The 20,969-nt window shown below is 70.8% G+C and carries 20 protein-coding genes; 5 read left to right on the forward strand and 15 right to left on the reverse strand.

Annotated elements, in window-relative coordinates; genetic code table 11:
• Positions 1–24: 24 nt before the first annotated feature.
• Positions 25–531, forward strand: coding sequence for a MarR family transcriptional regulator (locus OG407_RS47620; RefSeq protein WP_328675147.1), 507 nt, complete (start codon positions 25–27; stop codon positions 529–531).
• Between the two features lie 30 nt (positions 532–561).
• Here the strand turns inward: OG407_RS47620 and OG407_RS47625 are convergent, their stop codons facing one another.
• The 14 genes from OG407_RS47625 to OG407_RS47690 form a co-directional block, all read right to left on the reverse strand.
• A complete protein-coding gene (locus OG407_RS47625; protein ID WP_405868956.1) occupies positions 562–1,707 on the reverse strand; it encodes a homoserine O-acetyltransferase in 1,146 nt (381 codons plus the stop codon).
• Positions 1,704–3,065: a bifunctional o-acetylhomoserine/o-acetylserine sulfhydrylase gene (locus OG407_RS47630; protein WP_405867460.1), complete on the reverse strand. Its 1,362-nt coding sequence runs from the start codon at positions 3,063–3,065 to the stop codon at positions 1,704–1,706. The genes OG407_RS47625 and OG407_RS47630 overlap by 4 nt, the downstream gene beginning before the upstream one ends.
• 307 nt (positions 3,066–3,372) lie before the next feature.
• Positions 3,373–3,930, reverse strand: coding sequence for an NADPH-dependent FMN reductase (ssuE, locus tag OG407_RS47635; protein ID WP_405867462.1), 558 nt, complete (start codon positions 3,928–3,930; stop codon positions 3,373–3,375).
• A gap of 55 nt (positions 3,931–3,985) precedes the next feature.
• The gene (locus OG407_RS47640; RefSeq protein ID WP_405867464.1) at positions 3,986–4,741 is read right to left on the reverse strand and encodes an alpha/beta hydrolase; all 756 of its coding nucleotides are present in this window, start codon (positions 4,739–4,741) and stop codon (positions 3,986–3,988) included.
• 1 nt (position 4,742) lies between these two features.
• A complete protein-coding gene (locus tag OG407_RS47645; RefSeq protein WP_405867466.1) occupies positions 4,743–5,777 on the reverse strand; it encodes an LLM class flavin-dependent oxidoreductase in 1,035 nt (344 codons plus the stop codon).
• A gap of 20 nt (positions 5,778–5,797) precedes the next feature.
• Positions 5,798–7,534: an FAD-dependent oxidoreductase gene (locus OG407_RS47650; RefSeq protein WP_405867468.1), complete on the reverse strand. Its 1,737-nt coding sequence runs from the start codon at positions 7,532–7,534 to the stop codon at positions 5,798–5,800.
• A 10-nt stretch (positions 7,535–7,544) separates the two neighbouring features.
• Positions 7,545–8,885, reverse strand: coding sequence for an LLM class flavin-dependent oxidoreductase (locus OG407_RS47655; protein ID WP_366495731.1), 1,341 nt, complete (start codon positions 8,883–8,885; stop codon positions 7,545–7,547).
• A 52-nt stretch (positions 8,886–8,937) separates the two neighbouring features.
• A complete protein-coding gene (locus tag OG407_RS47660; protein ID WP_405867470.1) occupies positions 8,938–9,798 on the reverse strand; it encodes an ABC transporter ATP-binding protein in 861 nt (286 codons plus the stop codon).
• Positions 9,795–10,754, reverse strand: coding sequence for an ABC transporter ATP-binding protein (locus tag OG407_RS47665; protein WP_405867472.1), 960 nt, complete (start codon positions 10,752–10,754; stop codon positions 9,795–9,797). The genes OG407_RS47660 and OG407_RS47665 overlap by 4 nt, the downstream gene beginning before the upstream one ends.
• Positions 10,754–11,656, reverse strand: coding sequence for an ABC transporter permease (locus OG407_RS47670; protein WP_405867474.1), 903 nt, complete (start codon positions 11,654–11,656; stop codon positions 10,754–10,756). Before OG407_RS47670 ends, OG407_RS47665 begins: the two co-directional genes overlap by 1 nt.
• A gap of 2 nt (positions 11,657–11,658) precedes the next feature.
• The gene (locus OG407_RS47675; RefSeq protein WP_405867476.1) at positions 11,659–12,690 is read right to left on the reverse strand and encodes an ABC transporter permease; all 1,032 of its coding nucleotides are present in this window, start codon (positions 12,688–12,690) and stop codon (positions 11,659–11,661) included.
• A gap of 60 nt (positions 12,691–12,750) precedes the next feature.
• Complete coding sequence (locus OG407_RS47680) at positions 12,751–14,310, reverse strand: ABC transporter substrate-binding protein (RefSeq protein WP_405867478.1); 1,560 nt, start codon at positions 14,308–14,310, stop codon at positions 12,751–12,753.
• A gap of 483 nt (positions 14,311–14,793) precedes the next feature.
• A complete protein-coding gene (locus tag OG407_RS47685; RefSeq protein WP_405867480.1) occupies positions 14,794–15,951 on the reverse strand; it encodes a DsbA family protein in 1,158 nt (385 codons plus the stop codon).
• Positions 15,948–16,400, reverse strand: a complete 453-nt coding sequence (locus OG407_RS47690) for an RrF2 family transcriptional regulator (RefSeq protein ID WP_405867482.1) — start codon at positions 16,398–16,400, stop codon at positions 15,948–15,950. The genes OG407_RS47685 and OG407_RS47690 overlap by 4 nt, the downstream gene beginning before the upstream one ends.
• Positions 16,401–16,564: 164 nt before the next feature.
• Here OG407_RS47690 and OG407_RS47695 point away from each other — a divergent pair, with 164 nt between their 5' ends.
• The 3 genes from OG407_RS47695 (at position 16,565) to OG407_RS47705 (ending at position 19,312) form a co-directional block, all read left to right on the forward strand.
• Positions 16,565–17,071, forward strand: a complete 507-nt coding sequence (locus tag OG407_RS47695; RefSeq protein ID WP_405867484.1) for a cupin domain-containing protein — start codon at positions 16,565–16,567, stop codon at positions 17,069–17,071.
• Between the two features lie 131 nt (positions 17,072–17,202).
• Positions 17,203–18,564, forward strand: a complete 1,362-nt coding sequence (locus OG407_RS47700; protein WP_405867486.1) for a hypothetical protein — start codon at positions 17,203–17,205, stop codon at positions 18,562–18,564.
• 79 nt (positions 18,565–18,643) lie between these two features.
• Positions 18,644–19,312 (forward strand): class I SAM-dependent methyltransferase, encoded by a 669-nt coding sequence (locus OG407_RS47705; RefSeq protein ID WP_405867488.1) that lies wholly within the window; start codon positions 18,644–18,646, stop codon positions 19,310–19,312.
• A 52-nt stretch (positions 19,313–19,364) separates the two neighbouring features.
• Here the strand turns inward: OG407_RS47705 and OG407_RS47710 are convergent, their stop codons facing one another.
• The gene (locus OG407_RS47710) at positions 19,365–20,327 is read right to left on the reverse strand and encodes an NAD(P)H-dependent flavin oxidoreductase (protein ID WP_405867490.1); all 963 of its coding nucleotides are present in this window, start codon (positions 20,325–20,327) and stop codon (positions 19,365–19,367) included.
• An 89-nt stretch (positions 20,328–20,416) separates the two neighbouring features.
• Here OG407_RS47710 and OG407_RS47715 point away from each other — a divergent pair, with 89 nt between their 5' ends.
• Entirely contained in the window at positions 20,417–20,866 is a 450-nt protein-coding gene (locus tag OG407_RS47715; protein WP_405867492.1) for an ankyrin repeat domain-containing protein, read from the forward strand.
• The last annotated feature ends 103 nt before the right edge of the window (positions 20,867–20,969 follow it).

Here is a 20,969-nt window from a genome sequence, read left to right on the forward strand (position 1 = left end):
AACGGCGGCGGCTACAGTGCGACCATGACCACGACGCCACGCTGGCTGGATGCCGAGGAGCGGCGGGCCTGGCTCGCCTACGTCGAGTTCTCCACCCTCCTCTCCGACCACCTGAACCGTCAGCTGCGGCGCGACGCGGGGATGACGCACTCCGACTACATCCTCCTCGCGCACCTCTCCTCGGTTCCGCAGAGCACCCTGACCATGTCGGAACTGGCCGAGCGCCTCAAGATCACCCGCAGCCGGCTGACCCACGCCGTGACCCGCCTCCAGGAAGCCGGTTACCTCGACCGCCACGAGGACCCCGAGAACCGGCGCAGCCAACTCGCCGCGCTCACCGCGCAGGGCCGCGAGTTCCTGGAGCGCGCGGCCCCCGGCCACGTCGAGGCGGTCCGCCGCGCGGTCTTCGACGCGCTCACGCCCGAGCAGGTACGCCAGTTCGCGGAGATCGGCGAGGCCATCAACGCGGCGCTCCATCGCGAGGAGGACGCCGGGGACGACCAGGAAGCGCTGCCCTGGCGTCGGAGGTAGGGACGGGCGGCCGGCCGTGAACTCGGCCTGTTAACCGAGGAGTTCGCGGACGAGCGCGGCCACCTGCTCCGTCTCGATCAGGAACCCGTCGTGGCCGTACGGCGACTCGATCAGCCGGAGACGGTCCGCGGACGGGATTCCGGCCGCCAACTCGGCCTGCTGGTACGGCGGATAGAGCCGGTCGGAGTCGACCCCGGCGACCAGGGTCCTCGCCGTCACCCGGCGCAGCGCGGCCCGCGTGTCACCCCGGTCGCGGCCGATGTCGTGGCTGTTCATGGCCTCGGAGAGGGTGACATAGCTGCCCGCGTCGAAACGGCGAACCAACTTGGCGGCGTGATGGTCGAGATACGACTCGACCTGGTACCGGCCACCGTTCCACGGGTCCTCCCCACCCTGTGCCGTTCGGCCGAAGCGGACCGCCAACTCCGGCTCGCTCCGGTAGGTGACGTGGGCGAGGCGGCGGGCCAGGCCGAGTCCCGCGTGGGGACCCCGGCCGGTGTCGTGGTAGTCACCGCCGTGCCAGTGCGGGTCCGAACGGACCGCGTGCAGCTGGACGTTGGCCCACGCGATCTGCTCGGCGCTGGCAGCAGCGGTGGTGGCGAGCAGCAGAAGTGCGTCCGTCCGCTCCGGATACCTCACCGCCCACTCCAGCGCCCGCATCCCGCCCATGGAACCGCCGACCACCAACGCCCAACGCTCGATGCCCAGTTCATCCGCCAGACCAGCCTCTACGGCGACCTGGTCGCGCTGGGTCACGAACGGGAAGGCTCCGCCCCACGCCCGCCCGTCGGGCCGGAGCGAGGACGGCCCGGTGCTGCCCTGGCAGCCGCCGAGGACGTTCGGCGCGACGACGAACCACCGCTCCGTGTCCAGGACTTGACCGGGTCCGACGAGCGCGTCCCACCAGCCGGCCGTGGGGTGACCCGGCCCGGCGGCCCCGGCGACATGGCTGTCGCCGGTGAGCGCGTGCAGCACCAGCACGGCGTTCGAGCGGTCCGGCGCGAGCCGCCCCCAGGTCTCGAACGCCAGCCGCACACCGGGCAGTTCACCGCCCGCCTCCAGCGCGAGGGGCTTCTCCCGGGTGTGCCACTGACGGCGTCCGGGCGGGTCCCCCTCCCGCCAGCCCCCGGAGGCCGACGGGAGGGGGACCGCCGACGGTGTCGGTACGGTGCTCAGGACGCGCCCTTGGCCGCGCGGAACCCGGCCTCCAGGTCGGCCTTCAGATCGGCGAGGTTCTCGATGCCGACCGACAGCCGCACCAGCCCCGGCGAGGTGCCGGTCGCCGCCAACTGCGCCTCGTCCAGCTGACTGTGGGTCGTAGAGGCGGGGTGGATGATGAGACTGCGTACGTCCCCGATGTTGGCGAGATGACTGAAGAGCTCGACGGCGTCCACGAACCGCTTCCCGGCCTCGACCCCGTCCCGCAGCTCGAAGGCCAGCACCGCACCGGCACCGCGCGGAAGGTAACGCTGCCCCGCCTCGTACCACCGGTTGGACTCAAGTCCCGGATAGTGGACGGCGGCCACCTCGTCGCGCTGCTCCAGCCACTCGGCCAGCGCCTGCGCGTTGGACGAGTGCCGCTCGATGCGCAGGCTCAGCGTCTCCACGCCCTGGAGGAGCAGGAACGCCGAGTGCGGCGAGATCGCCGGGCCCAGGTCGCGCAGCAACTGCACCCGCAGCTTGATGGCGAAGGCACCCGGGCCGAGCGCCGGCCAGTAGCGCAAGCCGTGATAGCTGGGGTCCGGCTCGCTGAAGTCGGGGAAGCGATCGGCGTGCGCGCCGAAGTCGAAGGTGCCGCCGTCGACCACGACACCGCCGATCGTGGTGCCGTGCCCGCCGAGGAACTTCGTCGCCGAGTGGACCACGATGTCGGCACCGTGCTCGATCGGACGCAGGAGGTACGGCGTCGGCACGGTGTTGTCCACGATCAGCGGCACCCCCGCCGCGTGCGCGACATCGGCGACCCCTCGCACGTCGAGGACGTTGCCGCGCGGGTTCCCGAGCGTCTCGGCGAACAGGGCCTTCGTGTTCGGGCGGACCGCCGCCCGCCACGCCTCCAGGTCGTCGGGGTCGTCGACGAACGACACCTCGATGCCGAACTTCGGCAGCGTGTGCCGGAAGAGGTTGTACGTGCCGCCGTACAGTGACGTACTGGAGATGAGGTGGTCGCCCGCCGACGCCAGCGTCAGGATGGCGAGGGTCTCCGCGGCCTGCCCGGAGGCGAGAGCCACGGCGGCGACTCCGCCTTCGAGGGCGGCGACGCGCTGCTCGAAGACGTCCTGGGTGGGGTTGTGGATCCGGGTGTAGATGTTGCCGGGCTCGGCCAACGCGAACAGGTCCGCGGCGTGCTGGGTGTCGCGGAACACGAACGAACTGGTCTGGTAGATCGGCGTCGCCCGCGCCCCGGTCGTCGGGTCCGGTACGGCACCGGCGTGGATCTGCTTGGTCTCGAACGACCAGGCCGAGGTGTCGGGACCTGCGGGCTCGTCCTCGGGGGTGTGACCCGCGGCGACGGAGTCGATGGGCTGGCTCATGGTTCTCCCTTGTGCGGAGCGTGCGGGGGTGCGGGCGTGCGTCAAGCGACCGCGGGGCCGCCGTCCGGACCGGAGGCGGGCAGGACGGAGGACGGCGCGGCGCGCTGGTGAAACGGGGGACCGGATGCCGGAGCGGAGCGTCAGCTCTCGGCGGGACACCCCGTGCTGGTGACACGCACGTAGTCGACGTGGCGGCGGGTCACGAGCACGGTCATGCACTGAGAGAACCACAGCCGGTGCCGGAGAACCAGCGTGACGTGGGGAGTTGCAACACGACTGCCACAACCACGCCGGCCCCCCGCGCCGTTCACCCCGCGGACGCCAGCAGCGCCGTACGACCGCCCAACGCACTGGAGAAGTGGTCCGTGACCTGTTCCAGCGCCGAGGCCGCGGCGGCTGCGACGGTCAGCGTGCCGTCCTCGCCGACCGTGATGTCCTTGTCGAGCGTGAACCAGCCGGGCACGATGTGCGAGGGCCCCATGGAACTCAGCACCGGCCGCAACGCGTAGTCGATCGCCAGGACATGGGCCGTACTGCCGCCCGTGGCCAGCGGCAGCACCGTCTTGCCGGTCAGCGCGTACTGCGGGAGCAGGTCGAGGAGCGACTTCAACAGGCCCGAGTACGCGGCCTTGTAGACCGGCGTCCCGATCACCACCCCGTCCGCCTGCTCGAACAGCGCCGTGGCGGCCACGATCGCCGGATGCCCGAAGTCGGCGCCCAGCAACGCCTGCGCGGGCAGGGTGCGCACCTCCAGCGGGGTCACGTCATGGCCCTGGAGGCGGAGCCGGTCGTCCAGGTGACGCAGGAGTCGGGTGGTGCGGGAGGTGGGGGATGGACTGCCGGAGACGGACAGGATCGAGGCCATGACGGACCTTCCGGGATCGGGGTTCAGACGACGTACCGAGCGGGCGGGCGGACGCTCACCAGGCGCTCGACCGCACCGTGATCAGCGGCCGCAGCTCGTTGCGCAGGTTCTCCAGGAAGGTGACGACCTCGGCGGCCACCGAACGGTGCTGGAGATCGTTGAGGACATCGTGGTGAGCGCCGTGCACGACCGAAAGCCGTGCCCTGGCAAGGGACTTGGCGGTGCGTGCGAGTGCCTCGTGATCGGCGAGGGGATCGGCGTCACCGACGAGAAGCAGGGTCGGTACGGCGGCCTCACTGTCGTAGGCGGCGGTGAGCACGGCCTCCGGTATCGCCTCGTCGAGCGAACCGCGCCGCACCTCGGGGTCCTGGGTGAGGGCACCCCGGTGGGCGGGGCAGGAGGTGCGGACGTCGAGTTCCTCGTCCCAGGTGCCGGCGGTCGGAGTGGTACCGGGGGTCAGGCCGGGCAGGCCCGCCAGGACTACGGCGTCGGGCTCACCGCCGGCCGCCCGCCCGAGCAGTGCGGCGATCGCGGCGGCGCCCGAGTCGGCGCCGACGAGGACGAGCGGTCGTACGACACCGTCGTCCACGGCCGTGCCCTCGGCGGCGTCGGCCAGCCGGGCGGCGAGGCCGGTCAGGTCCTCGGTGGCGAGGTCGGGGGCGTCGATCACCCGGACGCGGTAGGCATCGGCGGCGAGCCGTTTGCCGAAGCGGGCGTAGGTCGCCCGGGTCTCGCCGCGGCCGGGGACGACGAGGACCGTGCCCCGGACGCGCAGGCCCTCGGGGCCGAAGTAGTCGCTGTACTGGGTCATTTCATACTCCTGCGGATACGGGCGCGGCCGTCGGCGCGGGCTTCCAGCCCAGTGCGGGTGCCACCTCGGTCGCGATGAGTTCGAGGGCGCGGACGGCGGCGTCGTGGTCGGGGATGGCCGGGTTGAACTGGGTGATCAGGTCTGTCGCGACAGGCAGCACCTGCTCCTGCTGGAGCGCGGCGACGATCTCGTCGGGATGGCCGTAGAAGGAGTGGAAGCGGCGCAACGCCTCGTCCTGGTCGAGGCCCTTGGGGAACGCGCCGTGCTCCGCCATGCGCAGCGCCGCCCGGTGGACGTCGTCGCCGATCGCCGCGAGTGCCGTGCGGCGGTCCTTGGCCGGGAACACGAACCGGGAGAGGCCGATGCGCGGGCGTCGCGGCTGGTCCCAGGCGGCCAAGTAGGCGTCGGCCCAAGGGCGTTGGACCTCGTCGGTGGGGGCGTCGAAGCCGTAGGCCGCCCGGTTGAGCAGCAGATTCGCACCGCCCTGTGCGGCGTACTCGGCTCCCTGTTCGCTGAACACCCCTTGCCAGACACGGTCGTTGAAGTCGCCGGGCCGGGGCTGGATGCGGAAGCCGGGTGTGCCCACCTCGTGCCGGTCGAGGGCCTGGCGCACGATGTCGAGGTTCTCGCTGGTGAGTTCGCGCTTGCGGGCCACGTCCTTGCCGAACGCCGCGTACTCCACCTCGCTCGACCCGCTGCCCACGCCGAGCTCCACACGGCCCCCGCTGAGCGTGTCGACGGTGGCGATGTCCTCGGCGAGCCGTACCGGGTCCTCCAGGGGGAGGATGGTGATGGCGGTGCCGAGCCGGATGCGGGTCGTGCGTGCCGCCGCGTGGGCCAGGAAGGTCCAGGGCGAGGACAGCCCACCGCCCCCGAGGGGGACGTGGTGCTGGGCCACCCAGCCGACGTCGAAGCCCAACTCGTCGGCCACGACGAAGAGTTCCTGGGCGTTGCGGTAGGTGCGGGCGATGTCGTCGTCGCGGCCCTGGACATGGGTGAGGAAACCGAGCCGGAAGCGTGGTCTCTCGGTTGTCATGGGGTGATGGCCTTTCGGTGTCAGGCTGCGGTGGTGACGGGAACCGGGGCGGGTTCGGCCGTCGCCTCGGCATGCCCCAGCACCTGGTCGAGTACGGCGGCGGCGCCCGCGTCGGGCAGCCGGGTACCGCGCCAGACGACGTGCTGGTCGGGGCGGATCAGGACGTTGGCCGTGCCGTAGAGGGTCCGTGCCGCCGGGTCGGTGAGGTGGACGACCGTGAACGGCAGGGAACGGGCGGCGGCTTCGGCGGCGAAGGCCTTCTCCACGGTCCGGTCGTCGGTGAGGACGAGCAGGCCGAAGGAGGTGCCGAGGCGGTCGTAGAGCGTGCCGCCGCTCGGGTCGACGGGACCGTCGGGCGCACGGTGGCCCGGGCGCGGGTCGTCCTCGTAGACGTCGGCGCGCCAGGGCTGTTCGGCGTCGAGCTGGCCGGGTTCGTACCGGACGACCGCCGAGGCGTCGTACCGCTCGTCGAAGGCCACCCCGTCGCTGCCGAACCGGTCCCGGCGCAGCCGTGCGCCGATCTCGGCCCGCCGTCGTACCGCGTCCTCGCCGAGGTCCGCGTCGTCGGGGATGCCGTCGGCCCGGATCTCGGCGAGGGTGGCCTGGGTGCGCCGCGCACGCTCCAACGCGTGCTCGGCGACTCGCCAGTTGTGGGGGCGGCGCTCCTGGTCGTAGGAGTCGAGCAGGCTCGGCGGGGCCTGTCCGGCGAGCACCGCCGCGAGCTTCCAGCCCAGGTTGACGACATCGCCGATGCCCTCGCCCAGGTTGCCGCCGGGCGTGCGGACATGGGCGGCGTCACCGGCGAGCAGGACCCGGCCGCGACGGAACGTCTCCGCGATTCGGGTGGCGTGGTAGAAGGTCGTCGCGGACACCAGCTCAAGGTCGATGTCCAGGCCGAACGCGGCCCGCCCGACGTCCAGCAACTCACCCTCGCCGGGCTCGTGTTCGAGCGGGTACGGGCCGGCGTACACCCGCCACTCCCGTGCGCTCACGGCGGCCAGGAAGCCGGAGGCGCTGGCGTTGACGACGATGTTCGTCGCGCTCGGGGCGGGTCCGACCCGGTCCGCGATGTCGCCGGTGCGGACGATGAGCCGCAACCGCTTCTCGGTGGCGTGCTCGCCCGTACGGTCGATGCCGGCCAGGCGGCGGGTGGTGCTGCTGCCTCCGTCGGTGCCCAGGACATAGGCGGCCCGAATGATCTGTGAGCGGCCGGAGTCGACGTCCACGACCTCCGCGTCGACGCCGTTCGCGTCCTCGCGCAGACCGGTCAGCTCCCAGCCGCCGGACACGCTGACGCCCTGTTCCGTCAGGTGGTCGAGGAACACCCGCTGGAACACGGTCTGCGGGCGGCGCAGCGCCTCGTCGGCGGAGTGCCCGGCGCTGCCTGCCCTGTCGGTGAACGACGGGGCGGGCACGGGCACCAGCTCGTGCCCGGCGAGGGAGGTGACCAGCCGGGTGCCCCGGTGCCATTCCGGCGGGTACGTCCACGCGTCCCGGACGCGCTGGAGCAGTCCCCAGCGCCGCAGATGCTCCACGACCCGCGGGGTGTGGCCCATCGCGCCGGCCCGCACCAGCGTCGCGGCGGGGGAGCGCTCCACGACGGCGACCTCGACGCCCCGCGAGGTCAGTTCGACGGCCGCCGCCAGGCCGACCGGGCCGGCGCCGACGACGAGGACGTCGACGGTCGCCGGGGGAGTGGTGGCGGGGAAGCGGACGGTGTGGACATCACGTCCCCCCGTCGCCGACAGTTCGGTCATCGCGCGGCCCTCAGTCGTTCACGAGCTGGCGCTCGCGGGAGTGGCGGTTGGCCGGGATCGGCAGGCCGAGGTTGCCGCGCAGGGTGTCGGACGTGTACTCGGTGCGGAACAGGCCACGCTTCTGGAGGATCGGGACGACACTGTCGACGAAGTAATTCAGCTCCTCCTCGGTGCGGAAGGCGAGGTTGAAGCCGTCGAAGGCGCGGGCGTCGAACCACTGCTGGATGGTGTCGGCCACGGTCGTCGGGTCCCCGACGAACGGCGACTGACGGAACTGGTTGATGGATTCGGCCACTTGACGCAGGGTCAGGTTCTCGGCCTTGGCCCGTGCGATGAGCTGCGTGGCACCCGTGCGCCCGCCCTTCTCGGCGAGGTGGGCGACATCCGGGAAGGGCGCGTCCAGGTCGTGCACGCTGAAGTCGTACGCCCCGAAGGAACGGCCGAGCAGCGCCAGGTTGCGGGTGAAGTCGTCGTCCTCCTCGAAGATCTCCCGCTCGCGACGGCGGGCCGCCTCGTCGGTGGCGGCGACGACCGGGCCGCCGTGGATGAGGATCTTGACGTGCTCGGGGTCACGGCCGTAGGCGGCCGCGCGCTTCTTGACGTCGGCGTAGTAGTCCCGCGCCGACTCCAGGGTGCCCCCGGGCGCGAAGATGCCCTCGGCGACCTGCGCGGCCAGATCACGGCCCTCCTCGGACACGCCGGCCTGGAAGATCACCGGCTGGCCCTGCGGGGAGCGGGAGAGGTTCAGCGGGCCCGCGATCTTGAAGTGCTCGCCCGCGTGGTCGAGTTCGTGCAGCTTGGCCGGGTCGAGGAAGACGCCCCGCTCGACGTCGGCCGGGAACGCGTCGTCCTCGTAGGAGTCCCACAGTCCGCGGGCGACCTGCACGAACTCCAGGGCACGCCCGTAGCGGGTGGCGTAGTCGAGGTGCTCGTCGAGCCCGAAGTTCCGTGCGGTGCCGGTGTCGAAGCTGGTCACGACGTTCCAGCCGGCCCGCCCGCCGCTGATGTGGTCGAGCGAGGCGAAGCGGCGGGCGAGGTTGAAGGGCGAGTTGTACGTCGAACTCGCCGTGCCCACCAGGCCGAGGTGCTTGGTGTGGGTGGCGACGGCCGACAATAGGGTCAGCGGTTCGAGGCGGTTCAGGTAGTGCGCCGGGTAGGTCGAGTTGATGAACTGGCTGTCGACGATGAACAGGGCGTCGAACAGGGCGTGTTCGGCCGCCTGCGCCAGCCGGATGTAGTAGTTGATGTCGATGCTGGCGTTCTTCGCGACGCGCGGGTCCTTCCACAGTCCGTGCTGGCCGGGACCGCCCACGCCGTAGGGGTGCAGGGCGAGGTGGAGCGTGCGGGACATGGCTGTTCCTTTTCTGTCAGGGGTGCTTCTGCCAGGGCGAGTTGAGGGAGTGTCAGGCGTGGAGAAGGGCGCGCAGAGCGTCGCGTTCGGCCCGGTCCGCCGCCGCGTTGTGCAGGGTGGGCGCGGAGCGGACGAGCAGACGCGTGTAGGGGTGCTGGGGCTGGTTGATGACGTCGGCGGTGGCGCCGACCTCGACCAACTCGCCCTGGTAGAGGACGGCGATGCGGTCGGCGACCCCGGCGACGGACCCGAGGTCGTGGGAGATGAAGACGAGGGCGACTCCGTCGGCGCGGAGTTCCTTGAGGATCTGCAGGATCTGGACGCGGTTGGCGGAGTCGAGCGCGCTGACCGGCTCGTCGAGGATCACGAGACGCGGTTCGGTCACCAACGCCCGTGCCACCGCGACCCGTTGACGCTGACCGCCGGACAACTCGCCGGGCAGCCGGTCGAGCAGCTCGGGGGAGAGCCGTACCCGGTCGAGGAACGCGCGCACCCGGGTCGCCGCCTCCTGCCGGGACACGCCCTGGATGAGCAGGGGTTCGGCGAGGGACGCCTCGACCGGCACGTCCGGGTCGAGACTGCGCAGCGGGTCCTGGAAGACGTACTGGATCACACCGCGCCGCCGCAACGCACGCCACTGACGATGGCCGTACGCGCTCACCTCCTCCCCGTCGATCACGATCGATCCGGCCGAGGCACGCACCAGGCCGAGCACGGCCCGCGCGAGCGTCGACTTGCCGGAGCCGGTCTCGCCGATGATGCCGACGGTCTCACCCGGCGCGATGCTCAGGGAGACCCGGTTCAGCGCCTGACGGCGGCGCCGGCGGAGGCCGTAGTGCACCTCCAAGTCGGTTACGTCCAGGACGGGTCGGGTGGGTTCGGCGGTCTGCGACGCCGGGCGGTCGGTGCTCACGCGTCCTCCTCTGCGGCGTCCAGGGCGGCGGTCCGCTCGGGCTCCACGGCGTCCGTGCCGAGGAACTTGTCCAGGCCGTACTGCTCGTGCTCGGCGATCAGCAGCCGGGTGTATTCGTGCTGCGGGTTGTGCAACACCTCGTGTGTCGGGCCCTGTTCGACGACCTCGCCCTGTCGCATGACGAGGACCTCGTCGCAGAGCTGGGCGACGACGGCCAGGTCGTGGGAGACCAGGACGAGTGCCAGGCCTCTGTGCTCGCGCAGGTCGGCCAGCAGGTCGAGGATCTCTGCCTGGACGGTGACGTCGAGCGCGGTCGTGGCCTCGTCGGCGATGAGGATGCGCGGGTCGGCGGCGATCGCGGCGGCGATGAGGACGCGTTGGAGCATGCCGCCGGAGAGTTCGTAGGTGTACTGGCTGTAGACCAGCTCAGGGTCGCGCAGATGCACCGCGTGGAGCAGGTCGATCGCCTGCCGACGGGCCTCGCGTCGCTTGAGTCCCTTCTTGACCTTGAGGACCTCGGCGATCTGGGCGCCCACCCGGATCGAAGGGTTGAGATACGACGCCGGGTCCTGGAAGACCGCGCTGATCGTGGCGCCGCGAAGTGCCGTCCACTGGGCCGAGGAGAGCCCGGAGATGTCCTGGCCGTCGATCTCGATCGAGCCGCCGGTGACCTCGAAGTGCGCGGGCAGGATGCCCAGCGTGGCCCGGCAGGTGAGGGTCTTGCCGCTGCCGGACTCGCCGACGATGCCGACCGCCTTGCCGGGTGTCAGCGTGAAGGAGACACCGTGCACTATCTCGTCGTCGGCGGCCCGGTCGCTGATGCGGACGTCGCGCACGGACAGGACGGGTGTCGAGGGGGAGGCCTGGTGGACGGGCTCGGTCGTGCCGGTCTCCTCGACCTCGGCCCTGCTGTTCTGCTCGGCCTTGGTGAGGACCTTCTCGGAGAGAGTTGCCATCACGCACCTCCGGCGTGAACGTGAGCGGCGTCGGTATCGATGGTGTTGGAGAGTCGATTGGCGCGCGCCTTGCGGTTGTTGACCAGGGCGCGGCCCGCCTCGCCGGAGACGTCGCGGATCGCGTCGGCGAGCAGGTTGCAGGCCCAGACCGTGACCATGATCAGCAGGGCGGGGACCAGTGGAGCCCACGGTTTCTGGGTGAGATAGCCGAGGTCCGAGGCGAGCAGGCCGCCCCAGGTGGGCGCGGGCGGCTGGACGCCGATGCCCAGGAAGGTCAGCGTCGAGACGATGACGAAGCCGACGCCGATGGTCTGGGCGAGCGCGACCGCGATCGGCGGCAGCACCTTGACCCACACGTGCCTGCGGACCACCCATCCGATCGACGCCCCGGAGATCAACGCGGCCTCCACGTAGGGCGATCGGGCCACCGCCAGCGTGGCGGCGCGGGCCACGCGGTAGAACAACGGGGACACCAGCACCCCTGTGACCAGCATCGCCTGGGTGATGCCGTTGCCGAGCAGGGCGACGACGGCGACGGCGAACAGCAGGAAGGGCAGGGCGACCAGCGTGTCGGTCAGCCGGAGGGTGACCCACTCGAAGACCCGGCCGAAGTAGACCGAGAGGATGCCGGGGATGGCCCCGACTCCCAGTGCCGTGAGGGCGACTTCGAGCGAGCCGAGCACGCTGACCCGGGAGCCGTCGAGCAACCGGCTCAGCACGTCGCGGCCGAGGTAGTCGGTGCCGAGCCAGTGCGCGCCCGACGCCTCGGCGAGGGTGTCGGAGCTGGTGGCCAGCGGGTCGTGGGGCGCGATGAACGGCCCGAGGACGGCGAGCAGGGCGATCAGGGTCAGGATCACCAGGGCGATCCGGCCGGACGTCAGGGAGAGCACGCGGCGCACCATGGTCACACCCCCCGCTGGGACGCCGGCGTCACACGCGCCAGCACCAGGTTGACGATCAGGTTGAAGACGACGACCAGGACGATCGACACCACGAGGACCCCTTGCACGGCCGGTACGTCACCGGCCTGGGCGGAGTCGTTGGCGAACCGGCCGAATCCCTGGAGCCCGAAGATCCACTCGGTGACGACGGAGGCGCCGACGAGGGTGGGGAACTTCAGCCCGAGCGTGGCGAGCGCCGGGCCGAGGCCGTTGCGCAGCACATGCCCGAAGAAGATCCGCCGCGGACTGAGCCCCCGTACGACCGCGCCCGTCACGTAGTTCTCGCGGTAGGCCGCGATGAGACTCGTCCGCAGTTGGCGGGCGACGTCGGCGATCACGTCGAAGCTCAACGCGACGGCGGGCAGGGTGATATGGGCGAGCCAGGGCCCGACCCCCTGCGCCGCCGGGACGTATCCGGCGGACGGGAACACATGCAGTCCGACGGCGAACACCGCGACCAGCACGATGCCGACGACGAAGGCCGGCATCACCGAGATGACCGTGACGAAGCCCGTGATCGCGCGGTCGATCCAGGTCGTACGGCGCACCGCGGCGAGCGTGCCGAGGGCGAAGCCCGCGACCACGCCGATGATCAGCGCGAAGAACGCCACCGACAGGCTCACGCCCAGGCCGAGTCCGATGAGGGTGGAGATGTCGGCGCCGTTGGTCCAGCTGGTGCCGAGCTGCCCGTGCAGGACGCCGCCCAGCCAGTCCACGTACTGGACGAGGAAGGGCCGGTTGAGTCCCCAGTGTGCTTCAACTCTGGCTACCGCTTCGGGAGTTGCTTCCTCGCCCAGCTGGATCCGCGCCGGGCTGAGCCCGCTCAGTGACCGCAGCGCGAACGTCACGAACGTCGCGACCAGGAACACGGGCACGAAGATCGCGATCGACCGGGCGAGGGTGACCAGGACGCGGCCCACGGTGTGCCGCGTCCCGGTCGTGGTGATCCGGTGACGGACGTCGGGTGGTGTGGCCGGTGCCTCCGTCGTCGTCATGGCTTGCCCCCTCTCTGTAGTGGCTGTACGGGTAGTACCTGCAAGGGATGTGACGGAGTGTCAGTTGGAGCCGATGGTCACGCCGGTCCAGTCGATGTGGGCCGGGTTCTTGGGCAGGGCGGAGATGGACTTGCTCTTCGCGATCAGGTTGGGCGAGGAGTACGTGAAGACCAGCGCCTTGCTCTGCAGACCGGCCCGGGTCGCCGCCTGGAGGACCTTCGCGTAGTCGGGCGAGTCCAGCGGGGTCTGCCGCACCTTGGCGATGGCCGCCTCGAAGCCCGAAGGCTCGTACGGCGAACTGAGGTTGAGCGGGCCGTTCGGACCGAAGTGCGCGGTGAGCGTCTGCGCGGCGGAGTCACGCCCCGTCGTCCCGTAGATGGAGAGCGTCAGGTTCTTCGCGAAGAACGGGGTGGCCCAGTTCTTGTCCACCTTGATGTCGACCGTGATGCCGACCTTCGCCAGCTGCGCCTGGACGATCTCCGCCGAGGGGTCCTCCGCCGGGATGACCAGGCTGAGCTTGATCTGGCCCGCCTTGTAACCGGCCTCGGAGAGCAGCTGCTTCGACTTCGCCGGGTCGTAGGCGTAGTCGTTCGCGGACTGCGGGTCGTAGGCCACATACCCCTTGGGGAACGGCTGGTTGGTGACCGAGCCGTAACCGAAGGTCAGCTTGTCCACGAACTCCTGGCGGTTGACCGCGTAGCGGACCGCGTCGACGACCTTGGCGTTGTTGAACGGCGCCTTGTTGACGTTGAGGCTGATGTTGGAGGCGTTGAAGCCGGGCTGGACGAAGACGTCGAGTCCGGCCTTCTTGGCGGCCTCGGCCTGACTGGGCGCGATGTCGGCGAAGTTGTAGACGCCGGTCTGGAGTCCGGAGACGACCGTCGCCGCGTCCGGGGCCGAGGTCAGTTCGACGTTGTCGATGTGGATGTCCTTGGCGTCCCAGTAGTCGGGGTTCTTCTTCAGCAGCACCTTGGTGCCCGGGACGAGCTGGGTGACCGTGAACGGGCCCGCGCCGACCGGGTTCTGGTCCAGCTTGGTGGGCGACGCGGCCGCCTTCGGGCTGGCGATCTGGAGCACGCGCTCGCCGAGGAGCTGGGGGATCTGGTAGTCGACCTGGCTGAGGTGGAGCACCGCGTCCAGCCCGTTGGCGTCCACCGACTTGATGGAGGTGAGGTCGCCGAAGAGCGCCGAGTTCTTCTGCTTCTGGGCGCGCACGATCGCGGCCTTCACGGCGGACGCGTCCACCGGCGTACCGTCGCTGAACTTGAGGCCCGGGCGCAGATGGAACGTGATCTGATCGCCCTTGGCGTTGTACTCCCAGCTCTTGGCCAGGTCGGGCACGGCCTTGCCGGTCGCGTCCGTACGGGTCAACGAGGCGTAGACCAGGGCGAGTTCACGGAACTGGGCGCCGCTGCCGCTGACGACCGGGTCCCAGTGGGCGGGGAAGTAGGAGGAAGCCCACTTCAGCGTGGCGCTACCGCCGGCCGTCGAGGCGTCGCCGCCGCAGGCGCTGAGGGCGGGGACGAGCACGGTGGCGAGGGCGGTACCCAGGGCGGCGGCGCGCAGTCTGCCGGGGCGGAAGGCCGCCCGGCCGTTGCGGGGCGTGAGTCGTCCGGACATCTTCGTTTCTTTCTTCGAGGGCTTCCGGCCGCGCCGGGGCAGCGGAAAGGAAGCGAGGGCGGCACACCCGGGGGCCGGACACCACGGAGACCGGGACGACGGGCATGCCGGTGCGGCTTCGATACGCACGGGGGCATGCCGCGCCCAGGGCAGGAGGCGTCGGCGGATCGCGGGAGAGGGCCCGGGACACGGAGGGAGGCGGAGGAGGCGACGAAACGCGAGGGGGGCGCGAGGAGACGGCGCTGGGCGGCGAACCGGCGGAGTGCCGGTGCCTACGGGAGCGGGGTCAGGCGCCTGTGGGCCGGAGTCGGCGGGTCAGCGACAGAGAGCGCTGCAGGTGCGCCGCAGGTCCACGTAGCGGCACACCACACCGGGGTGCGTCGTGAGCATGCTGCACATCCTGGGGGCAGCTGTCGGCGGCTGTCAATGGACACCAATTGGTGTCTCATTCGGCGGGACGATCGCTGAGTGCTGATCAGAGGGCTAGTGGGGGACGGGGGGAGGGGTGCCGGGAGGGGAGGGGGTGGTGGCGGGGTGCACTGCGGCTTCGTCCGGGTGGAGCCAGAGGGGGCCGTTGGCGGTGTCGACGCGGACGGCGGTGGGTGGGGGCCAGGGGGTGCCGGTGGTCAGCAGGGTGCGTTCTGGGTCGGTGAGGGTGCGGTAGTGGGCGAGGGCTGCTGTGGGGTCGAGGGGGGCGGGTGCGGGCAGCGGCTGATGGGCCGGTGTTGTGGGCGTGAGTGGCCGTCCAGGGGCCGGAGTTGTGGGCGCGGGGGCGTTCGCCGGGTGCGGCGGCGGGGGCGCGGACGGTTCCCCGGGGTTCACCGTGGTGGACGTAGGCGGCAGTCCGGAGTTGGGCGTCGTGGGCGTGGGGCGCAGTCCGGAGTTCGGCGTCGTAGGCATGGGCAGCAGCCCGGGGCTCAGCTCGTTGATGGCCGAGACGTACTCCTCGTACGGTCGCCAGCCGGGCACGGCGCGGTGGTGTCCGGCGGCGGTGCGTACGAGCAACGTCGGTAGCGCGTACCGGTGTTGGCCGTCGGAGGTCTCCTTGGCGGTACCGGGATGGGGCGAGTCGCAGCCCCGCACCGACAGCACCTCGTCGACGGGACGGCGCGCCTCGGCATGGTCGGCGCGTACCTGCGCCAGCACTTCGGGCGACGCCGCGTCGGCCGCGAGCCGGTCGGCATCGAGACCGGGTACGCCCGACACCGCGGCCAGCGCCGACTCGGGGGTGTCCGCGGGTTCCCCGAGCACGAACACGCTCTCCCGCAGCCGCCGTAGCACCCGATCGGCGACCTGCGCACCCTGCGCTTCGGCGGCCTTGGCGATCAGCGAGGCCGGCCAGGAACTCGCGGCGACGCGGCTCAGCCGGAGCGCTCGCGGCGCGTGGGTGTGGGCGCTGATGTCCTCGACGTAGCGGGAGTACCAGGCGGTTTCCGCGGCGGGGTCGGGCGCGGGGTCGTCGTCGTGGTCGAAGAGGATGCAGTAGGCGCGGCGCCAGCGGACGTGGCTGTGGCCGGCCAGGGCGGCGCGGAGGTGGCGGAACACGGGTTCGGATCCCCAGGCCCAGGGACACAGGGGGTCGGTGAACTCGATGATTTCCAGGGGTGGTTGGTCTGTGTCGGCGTTGGTGTCGGCGGTCATGCGGCTCCCTGGCGGGTGAGGTGCTCGCCCGGGGCATGTTCGTCCTTCGTGGCGGGCGGAAGCAGGGTGGCCAGGGTCGTGCCGCCCAGGACGGCGGCGGCCTCGGCCTCGATCCGGCGCCATACTCCGGGCAGGCCGGAGGCGGGGCCGGGATAGTCGAGTGCGGCCAGGGGTTCGCTGCGGAGGGTGATCAACTCACCGTCCACCGCGCGGGCGACGTCCAGGAGCGTGATCTCGTCGGCGGGCCGGCCGAGCCAGTACCCGCCTTCGCAGCCGCGCTGGCTGCGCACCAGACCGGCTCTGCGCAACTCGCCCACGACGGACTTCAGGAACCGGAACGGGATCTGCTGCGAGGAGGCGATCGCCTCGCACGTGAGCGGACGGGCAGGTTCGCAGGCGAGCTCCAACAGGGCCCGCGTGGCGTAGTCCGCCTTCGCGGAAATATGCATGCGCACATGATGCCCGACGCGGGCCGGGTCACGAGGGCTTCCACGGGTTCCCCTCACGCGTTCCACGCATCCGTCCCCTCGTACATTGCGGGAACATTGCCGCAGGTGAAGGACAATGGACACCTCTTGACATCCTTTCCGGGACGGTTCTAGCGTCGCCAACCATGAGCGAGCCGTTGACAACCCCCGGCGAAGGTTTCCACCCCCATCTCCACGACGCCGCAGGGCAGTCGGCAGCCCCCCTGCGCACCCGCCTGCACCACGTCCGCGCCGGCGCCCTCGACGGCGACACGGCACAGAGCGGCGGCATGCGCAGGTTCGCCGCGGTGAGCGGGAAGACGGTCGGCTCGGAGAAACTGTGGATGGGCCAGACCCATGTGGCCCCCTCGACCTCGTCCTCCGACCACCACCACGGCGAATCCGAGACCGCCATCTACGTGGTGAGCGGCCACCCCGAGTTCGTCTTCCTCGACGACACGGGCCCCCAACCGGAGGAGATCCGCCTGCGTACGTCCCCGGGCGACTACATCTTCGTCCCGCCGTTCGTGCCGCACCGCGAGGAGAACCCGGACCCGGCGGAAGAGGCCGTGGTCGTGATCGCGCGGAGTACGCAGGAGGCGATCGTGGTGAATCTTCCGGGGCTGTATGTGCTGGGCGCGGGGGATGCCTGAGGGGGCGGCGGTCGCGTGGAGTTGAGGTCGCGGCTCTTCCAACTCGCTTCCACCGCCGCGAAGTTGGCTGCTGCGGCCCGCACGGAAGGGCTCGCACACAAGGCCGACGAGAGGCCAACTAGGTTCACGGCATGACATCCGTCAGACATCCGCGACTCTCGGGGCTCGCGCGCAACCCAGCCGCTCCCCAGGACGTTCTGGTCCGCCTGGCCGCACACCCGGCCGGTCGGCACGGACTGTCGCTGCGCGCCGGTCGGTTGGCGGATGCCGTGGCCGAGGCCCTGTTGACACACGACGGCAGCGGAACCGCGGCGGTGCTTCGACGAGACCGGATCTCTCCCGAGATGCGCCGCAGGATCGCCGAGCATCCGGATCCGGCGATCCGTGACGCGCACGCGGACTTCGTTCGTCACATGGTGGACCGCGAGGCGGGGATCGGCATCGCCGACCTGGAGGAGGCCTACGGCCAACCCCGAACGGCGCTGGCCGGCGCACGGGATCCGAGGCTCCGTGCCGCGGTCGCGCGATCCTGGCACGACCGCCCGATGACGGTCCAGGCCGCACTGCTCGCCGACCCGGATCCCCAGGTCCGAGCAGCCGCCACCGTGCGGTCACAACCGGGCGTCCCGCCGGAATGGACGGACCGATGCATCGCCGACCCGGCCGTGCGAGCCAATGTGGCGCACTACGTCCCGCTGACGCCGGACCAGTTCGCAGAGCTGATGCGAACCGAGGACGAGGAAATCCGGGAACTCGTAGCCGGAAACCCGCACTTGTCCGCAGACATGGTCGCCCATCTCCTGGACGTCGACGACCCGAACGTGCGCGTCGCGATCGCGCAGAGCCGCCACGTGGACGCCGACACCCGAAACCGGCTGTACGCGCTCGTGGAAGCGGAGCGCGAGGCTGGCAGCGCGAAGGCGTGCATAGCCCTCAACTGGAGCTTCACCGAACCGAGTTGGCTGCGCGAAGAGCCCCTCGACGAGCGGCTGACCTACCTGAACTGCCGCCAGCCGGTGTTCCGACGCGTACTGGCGACCTGCCGAGACCTGCCGGAGGAGGCGTGGCGCCGGTTGGACGACGACCCGGACATCAAAGTCCGCCGCACCGCGGCACGCCGCCCGGACACACCACCGGAAGTCCTGGAACGTCTCGTCCGTGCCCACGGCGACGAATTCCACATCCGGCCACCGCTCGTCGAACACCCCAACTTCCCACGCCACACACTCCGTACGTTCGTGGACGAGCCCGACCCCCGCGTCCGCTACGTCGCCCTACGGGACCCCGAACTACCGGTGGCCGCCCTCCGCCAACTCTCCGCCGCGCCGGAGCCGTTCCTCCGCCGCGGTGTCGCCCGCCACCCCCAGGCCTCGGACGCCCTGCTGGACCAACTCCTCTCGGACCCGACCCCTGACGTCGCCGACGCCGCCGCCGCGAACCCCGTAATGCGGCGCACGCGGATGTACGGAGTCCTGAGCGAGGGCGATGTGTGACGCGGCGGGGATACGACACGACGGCTATGGGGAACATTCCCAACCAGTGCGATCCTCGGGGCGATTGAAGGGAGTGGTCGTGCGGCCACGGTCACATGGGTACCTGTCCGGCCCGACCAGCCAGATCCCCTACTGGGATGCCGCCGCGGCGACAAAGACGTTCACCCACCCACTCCACCTGCCCTGGCTGCACGGGATCAGCAGGCACGCCGCGATTCTCGACTACGGATGCGGCTACGGACGCACCATGGCGGAACTCGAACGGCACGGCTTCACCAACCTGGCGGGCGCCGACACCTCGCCGGAAATGATCAAACGGGCCCAACATCTGCACCCCACAAGGCACTTCACCACCCTCGACACACCGCCGACCTGGCCCACCCCGCACGCCGAATTCGACGCGATACTTCTCTTCGCCGTGCTGACCTGCATCCCCGGCGACGAGTCCCAGCGCCGTCTGATCGCCGAACTGCACCGCATCCTCAAGCCCGGCGGATGCCTCTACATCAGCGACTTTCTCCTGCAGGACGACGAACGCAACCGCAGCCGCTACAACAACTACGCCACCTTCTACGGCGGTTACGGCGTCTTCGAGACCGACGACGGCGCCGTCTGCCGCCACCACTCCCGGCAATGGCTCACCACGCTGCTCGCCGACTTCGAAACCATCGGCACCCGAACCATCACGGTGCCCACGATGAACGGCCACGAGTCCTTGGGGATCCAAATCCTCCTTGAGGCTCCGTAGGGCTAATCCGGCGGAGGCGACTCCCGGTCCGATCTCATCCGGCGTGGTTCCCTCACCCCTTCCCGGCGCGGGCGAGTGCGTGCTCCGCTTGTGTGGCAAGGGAGTTGACGAGGTCGGCTGCGGATGGAAGGTCGTTGATGAGGTCGACGGCTTCGCCGGCCCATACGGGGAGTGCCGGTATGTCGCCCTGGGACAGGGCGACTTGGTAGGCGTGTCGGGCGTGGGGGTCGGTGGTGAGTTCGGTCTCCCGGTCGCGCCATTCGTCGAGGAAGGGGTGGGCGAGGGTGCGGGCGGTGTATTTCCGTGGCCAGGGGGAGTTTCGGGCGATGTCGAGGATGCTGCTGCGCTCGGTGTCTTCGCCTCGCGCTTGGATGATGGCGGTGCTGACCGTCGGGCTGACCAGGGCTTCGGTCGTGGCTTGGAAGCGGGTGCCGATGAGTGCTCCGGCGGCTCCCAGGGCGAGGGCGGCGGCCAGGCCGCGGCCGTCGGCGATGCCACCTGCGGCCAGTACGGGTGCGGGGGCCGCCAGATCCACGACGACCGGCACGAACGGCAGGGTGGAACGGCCGTGCCGGGCGCCGTGCCCGCCGCTCTCGGATCCCTGCGCCACGATGACGTCGGCACCCAGGTCCACCGCTCGCCTGGCTTCCTCCAGATCGGTCACCTGAATGATCAGTGCCGCACCTGCCCGGCGAATTCGTTCGGCGAACGGGCTCGGATCCCCGAAGGACAGCATCACGGCAACGGGGTTGTGCTCCAGGGCGTGTTCAACCGCGTCGATATCGATCTGCCAGGTGAGGAAGCCGATTCCCCAGGGCTCCGTGGTCTGTTCGGCGACAACCGCCAACTCGCGGGCCAGCCAGGCGCGTTCACCGTTCCCACTGCCCAGCAGCCCCAGCCCACCACCCCGGGAGACGGCCGCGGTCAGCGCACCGCCGGCCGACCCGCCCATCGGGGCCAGCGCGATGGGGTGTCGCACACCGAACAGCTTCGTGAACGCCGTCGACAGGGCCATAGCCGTCATCATCCCCTTGCCGACGCATGAGTTGGAAGTGCGGCGGATATGAGTGGCTCTGCCTCGCAGCCCGACCCTAATCTCGGCCCATGAACCAGCGGCAGCGGAAGAAGCTCTCCAGACGTCTCTTCGGAGCAATACAGGGAGGTGACACCGCCGTTGTGACTGCGGTACTGCGCGCCGGAGTCGACCCCGAGCGAGCCGACAGCGAGGGCACCACACCCCTCTACGCCGCCGCGGTGAACGGAGAGGCCGTGATCGCGGGGCTGCTCCTGGCGGCCGGTGCCTCCCCCGACACCGAGAGCGCCGGAATCGGCGCGGAGGGCACGCCGTTGTGCGCGGCGGCGTGTTGGGGGCACGTCGAGACGGTGCGCGAACTGCTGGCCCACGGCGCCGATCCGAACGTACGGGAAGACCACGGCGAAGGCTGGTCGCCCCTGGACTGGGCGAGCAACGGTCCCCATCCCGAGACAGCCGCCCTCCTCACGGCCGCAGGCGCCAGTGCGGACTGCGGACGGCGGTCGCGACGTACTGGGTGATCTGCCGGTCGGGATCGTGACCGCGGCCTCGGAGGATCCGGTGGGCGGGCCAGGCTCGCGCCGGCCCGGGCGAATTGGCCACGCACGGTGCCCACCGGTTGCC

Origin of the sequence: Streptomyces sp. NBC_01515, assembly GCF_045040345.1 — a bacterium.
Lineage (GTDB): Bacteria > Actinomycetota > Actinomycetes > Streptomycetales > Streptomycetaceae > Streptomyces.

Excerpts from the sequence above, each read along its gene's own strand:
- OG407_RS47620 (WP_328675147.1), top strand. The coding sequence starts at position 25 with ATGACCACGACGCCACGCTGGCTGGATGCCGAGGAGCGGCGGGCCTGG.
- OG407_RS47630 (WP_405867460.1), bottom strand. The coding sequence starts at position 3,065 with ATGAGCCAGCCCATCGACTCCGTCGCCGCGGGTCACACCCCCGAGGAC.
- ssuE (WP_405867462.1), bottom strand. The coding sequence starts at position 3,930 with ATGGCCTCGATCCTGTCCGTCTCCGGCAGTCCATCCCCCACCTCCCGC.
- OG407_RS47640 (WP_405867464.1), bottom strand. The coding sequence starts at position 4,741 with ATGACCCAGTACAGCGACTACTTCGGCCCCGAGGGCCTGCGCGTCCGG.
- OG407_RS47645 (WP_405867466.1), bottom strand. The coding sequence starts at position 5,777 with ATGACAACCGAGAGACCACGCTTCCGGCTCGGTTTCCTCACCCATGTC.
- OG407_RS47650 (WP_405867468.1), bottom strand. The coding sequence starts at position 7,534 with ATGACCGAACTGTCGGCGACGGGGGGACGTGATGTCCACACCGTCCGC.
- OG407_RS47655 (WP_366495731.1), bottom strand. The coding sequence starts at position 8,885 with ATGTCCCGCACGCTCCACCTCGCCCTGCACCCCTACGGCGTGGGCGGT.
- OG407_RS47665 (WP_405867472.1), bottom strand. The coding sequence starts at position 10,754 with ATGGCAACTCTCTCCGAGAAGGTCCTCACCAAGGCCGAGCAGAACAGC.
- OG407_RS47670 (WP_405867474.1), bottom strand. The coding sequence starts at position 11,656 with ATGGTGCGCCGCGTGCTCTCCCTGACGTCCGGCCGGATCGCCCTGGTG.
- OG407_RS47675 (WP_405867476.1), bottom strand. The coding sequence starts at position 12,690 with ATGACGACGACGGAGGCACCGGCCACACCACCCGACGTCCGTCACCGG.
- OG407_RS47680 (WP_405867478.1), bottom strand. The coding sequence starts at position 14,310 with ATGTCCGGACGACTCACGCCCCGCAACGGCCGGGCGGCCTTCCGCCCC.
- OG407_RS47685 (WP_405867480.1), bottom strand. The coding sequence starts at position 15,951 with ATGACCGCCGACACCAACGCCGACACAGACCAACCACCCCTGGAAATC.
- OG407_RS47690 (WP_405867482.1), bottom strand. The coding sequence starts at position 16,400 with ATGCATATTTCCGCGAAGGCGGACTACGCCACGCGGGCCCTGTTGGAG.
- OG407_RS47695 (WP_405867484.1), top strand. The coding sequence starts at position 16,565 with ATGAGCGAGCCGTTGACAACCCCCGGCGAAGGTTTCCACCCCCATCTC.
- OG407_RS47700 (WP_405867486.1), top strand. The coding sequence starts at position 17,203 with ATGACATCCGTCAGACATCCGCGACTCTCGGGGCTCGCGCGCAACCCA.
- OG407_RS47710 (WP_405867490.1), bottom strand. The coding sequence starts at position 20,327 with ATGGCCCTGTCGACGGCGTTCACGAAGCTGTTCGGTGTGCGACACCCC.
- OG407_RS47715 (WP_405867492.1), top strand. The coding sequence starts at position 20,417 with ATGAACCAGCGGCAGCGGAAGAAGCTCTCCAGACGTCTCTTCGGAGCA.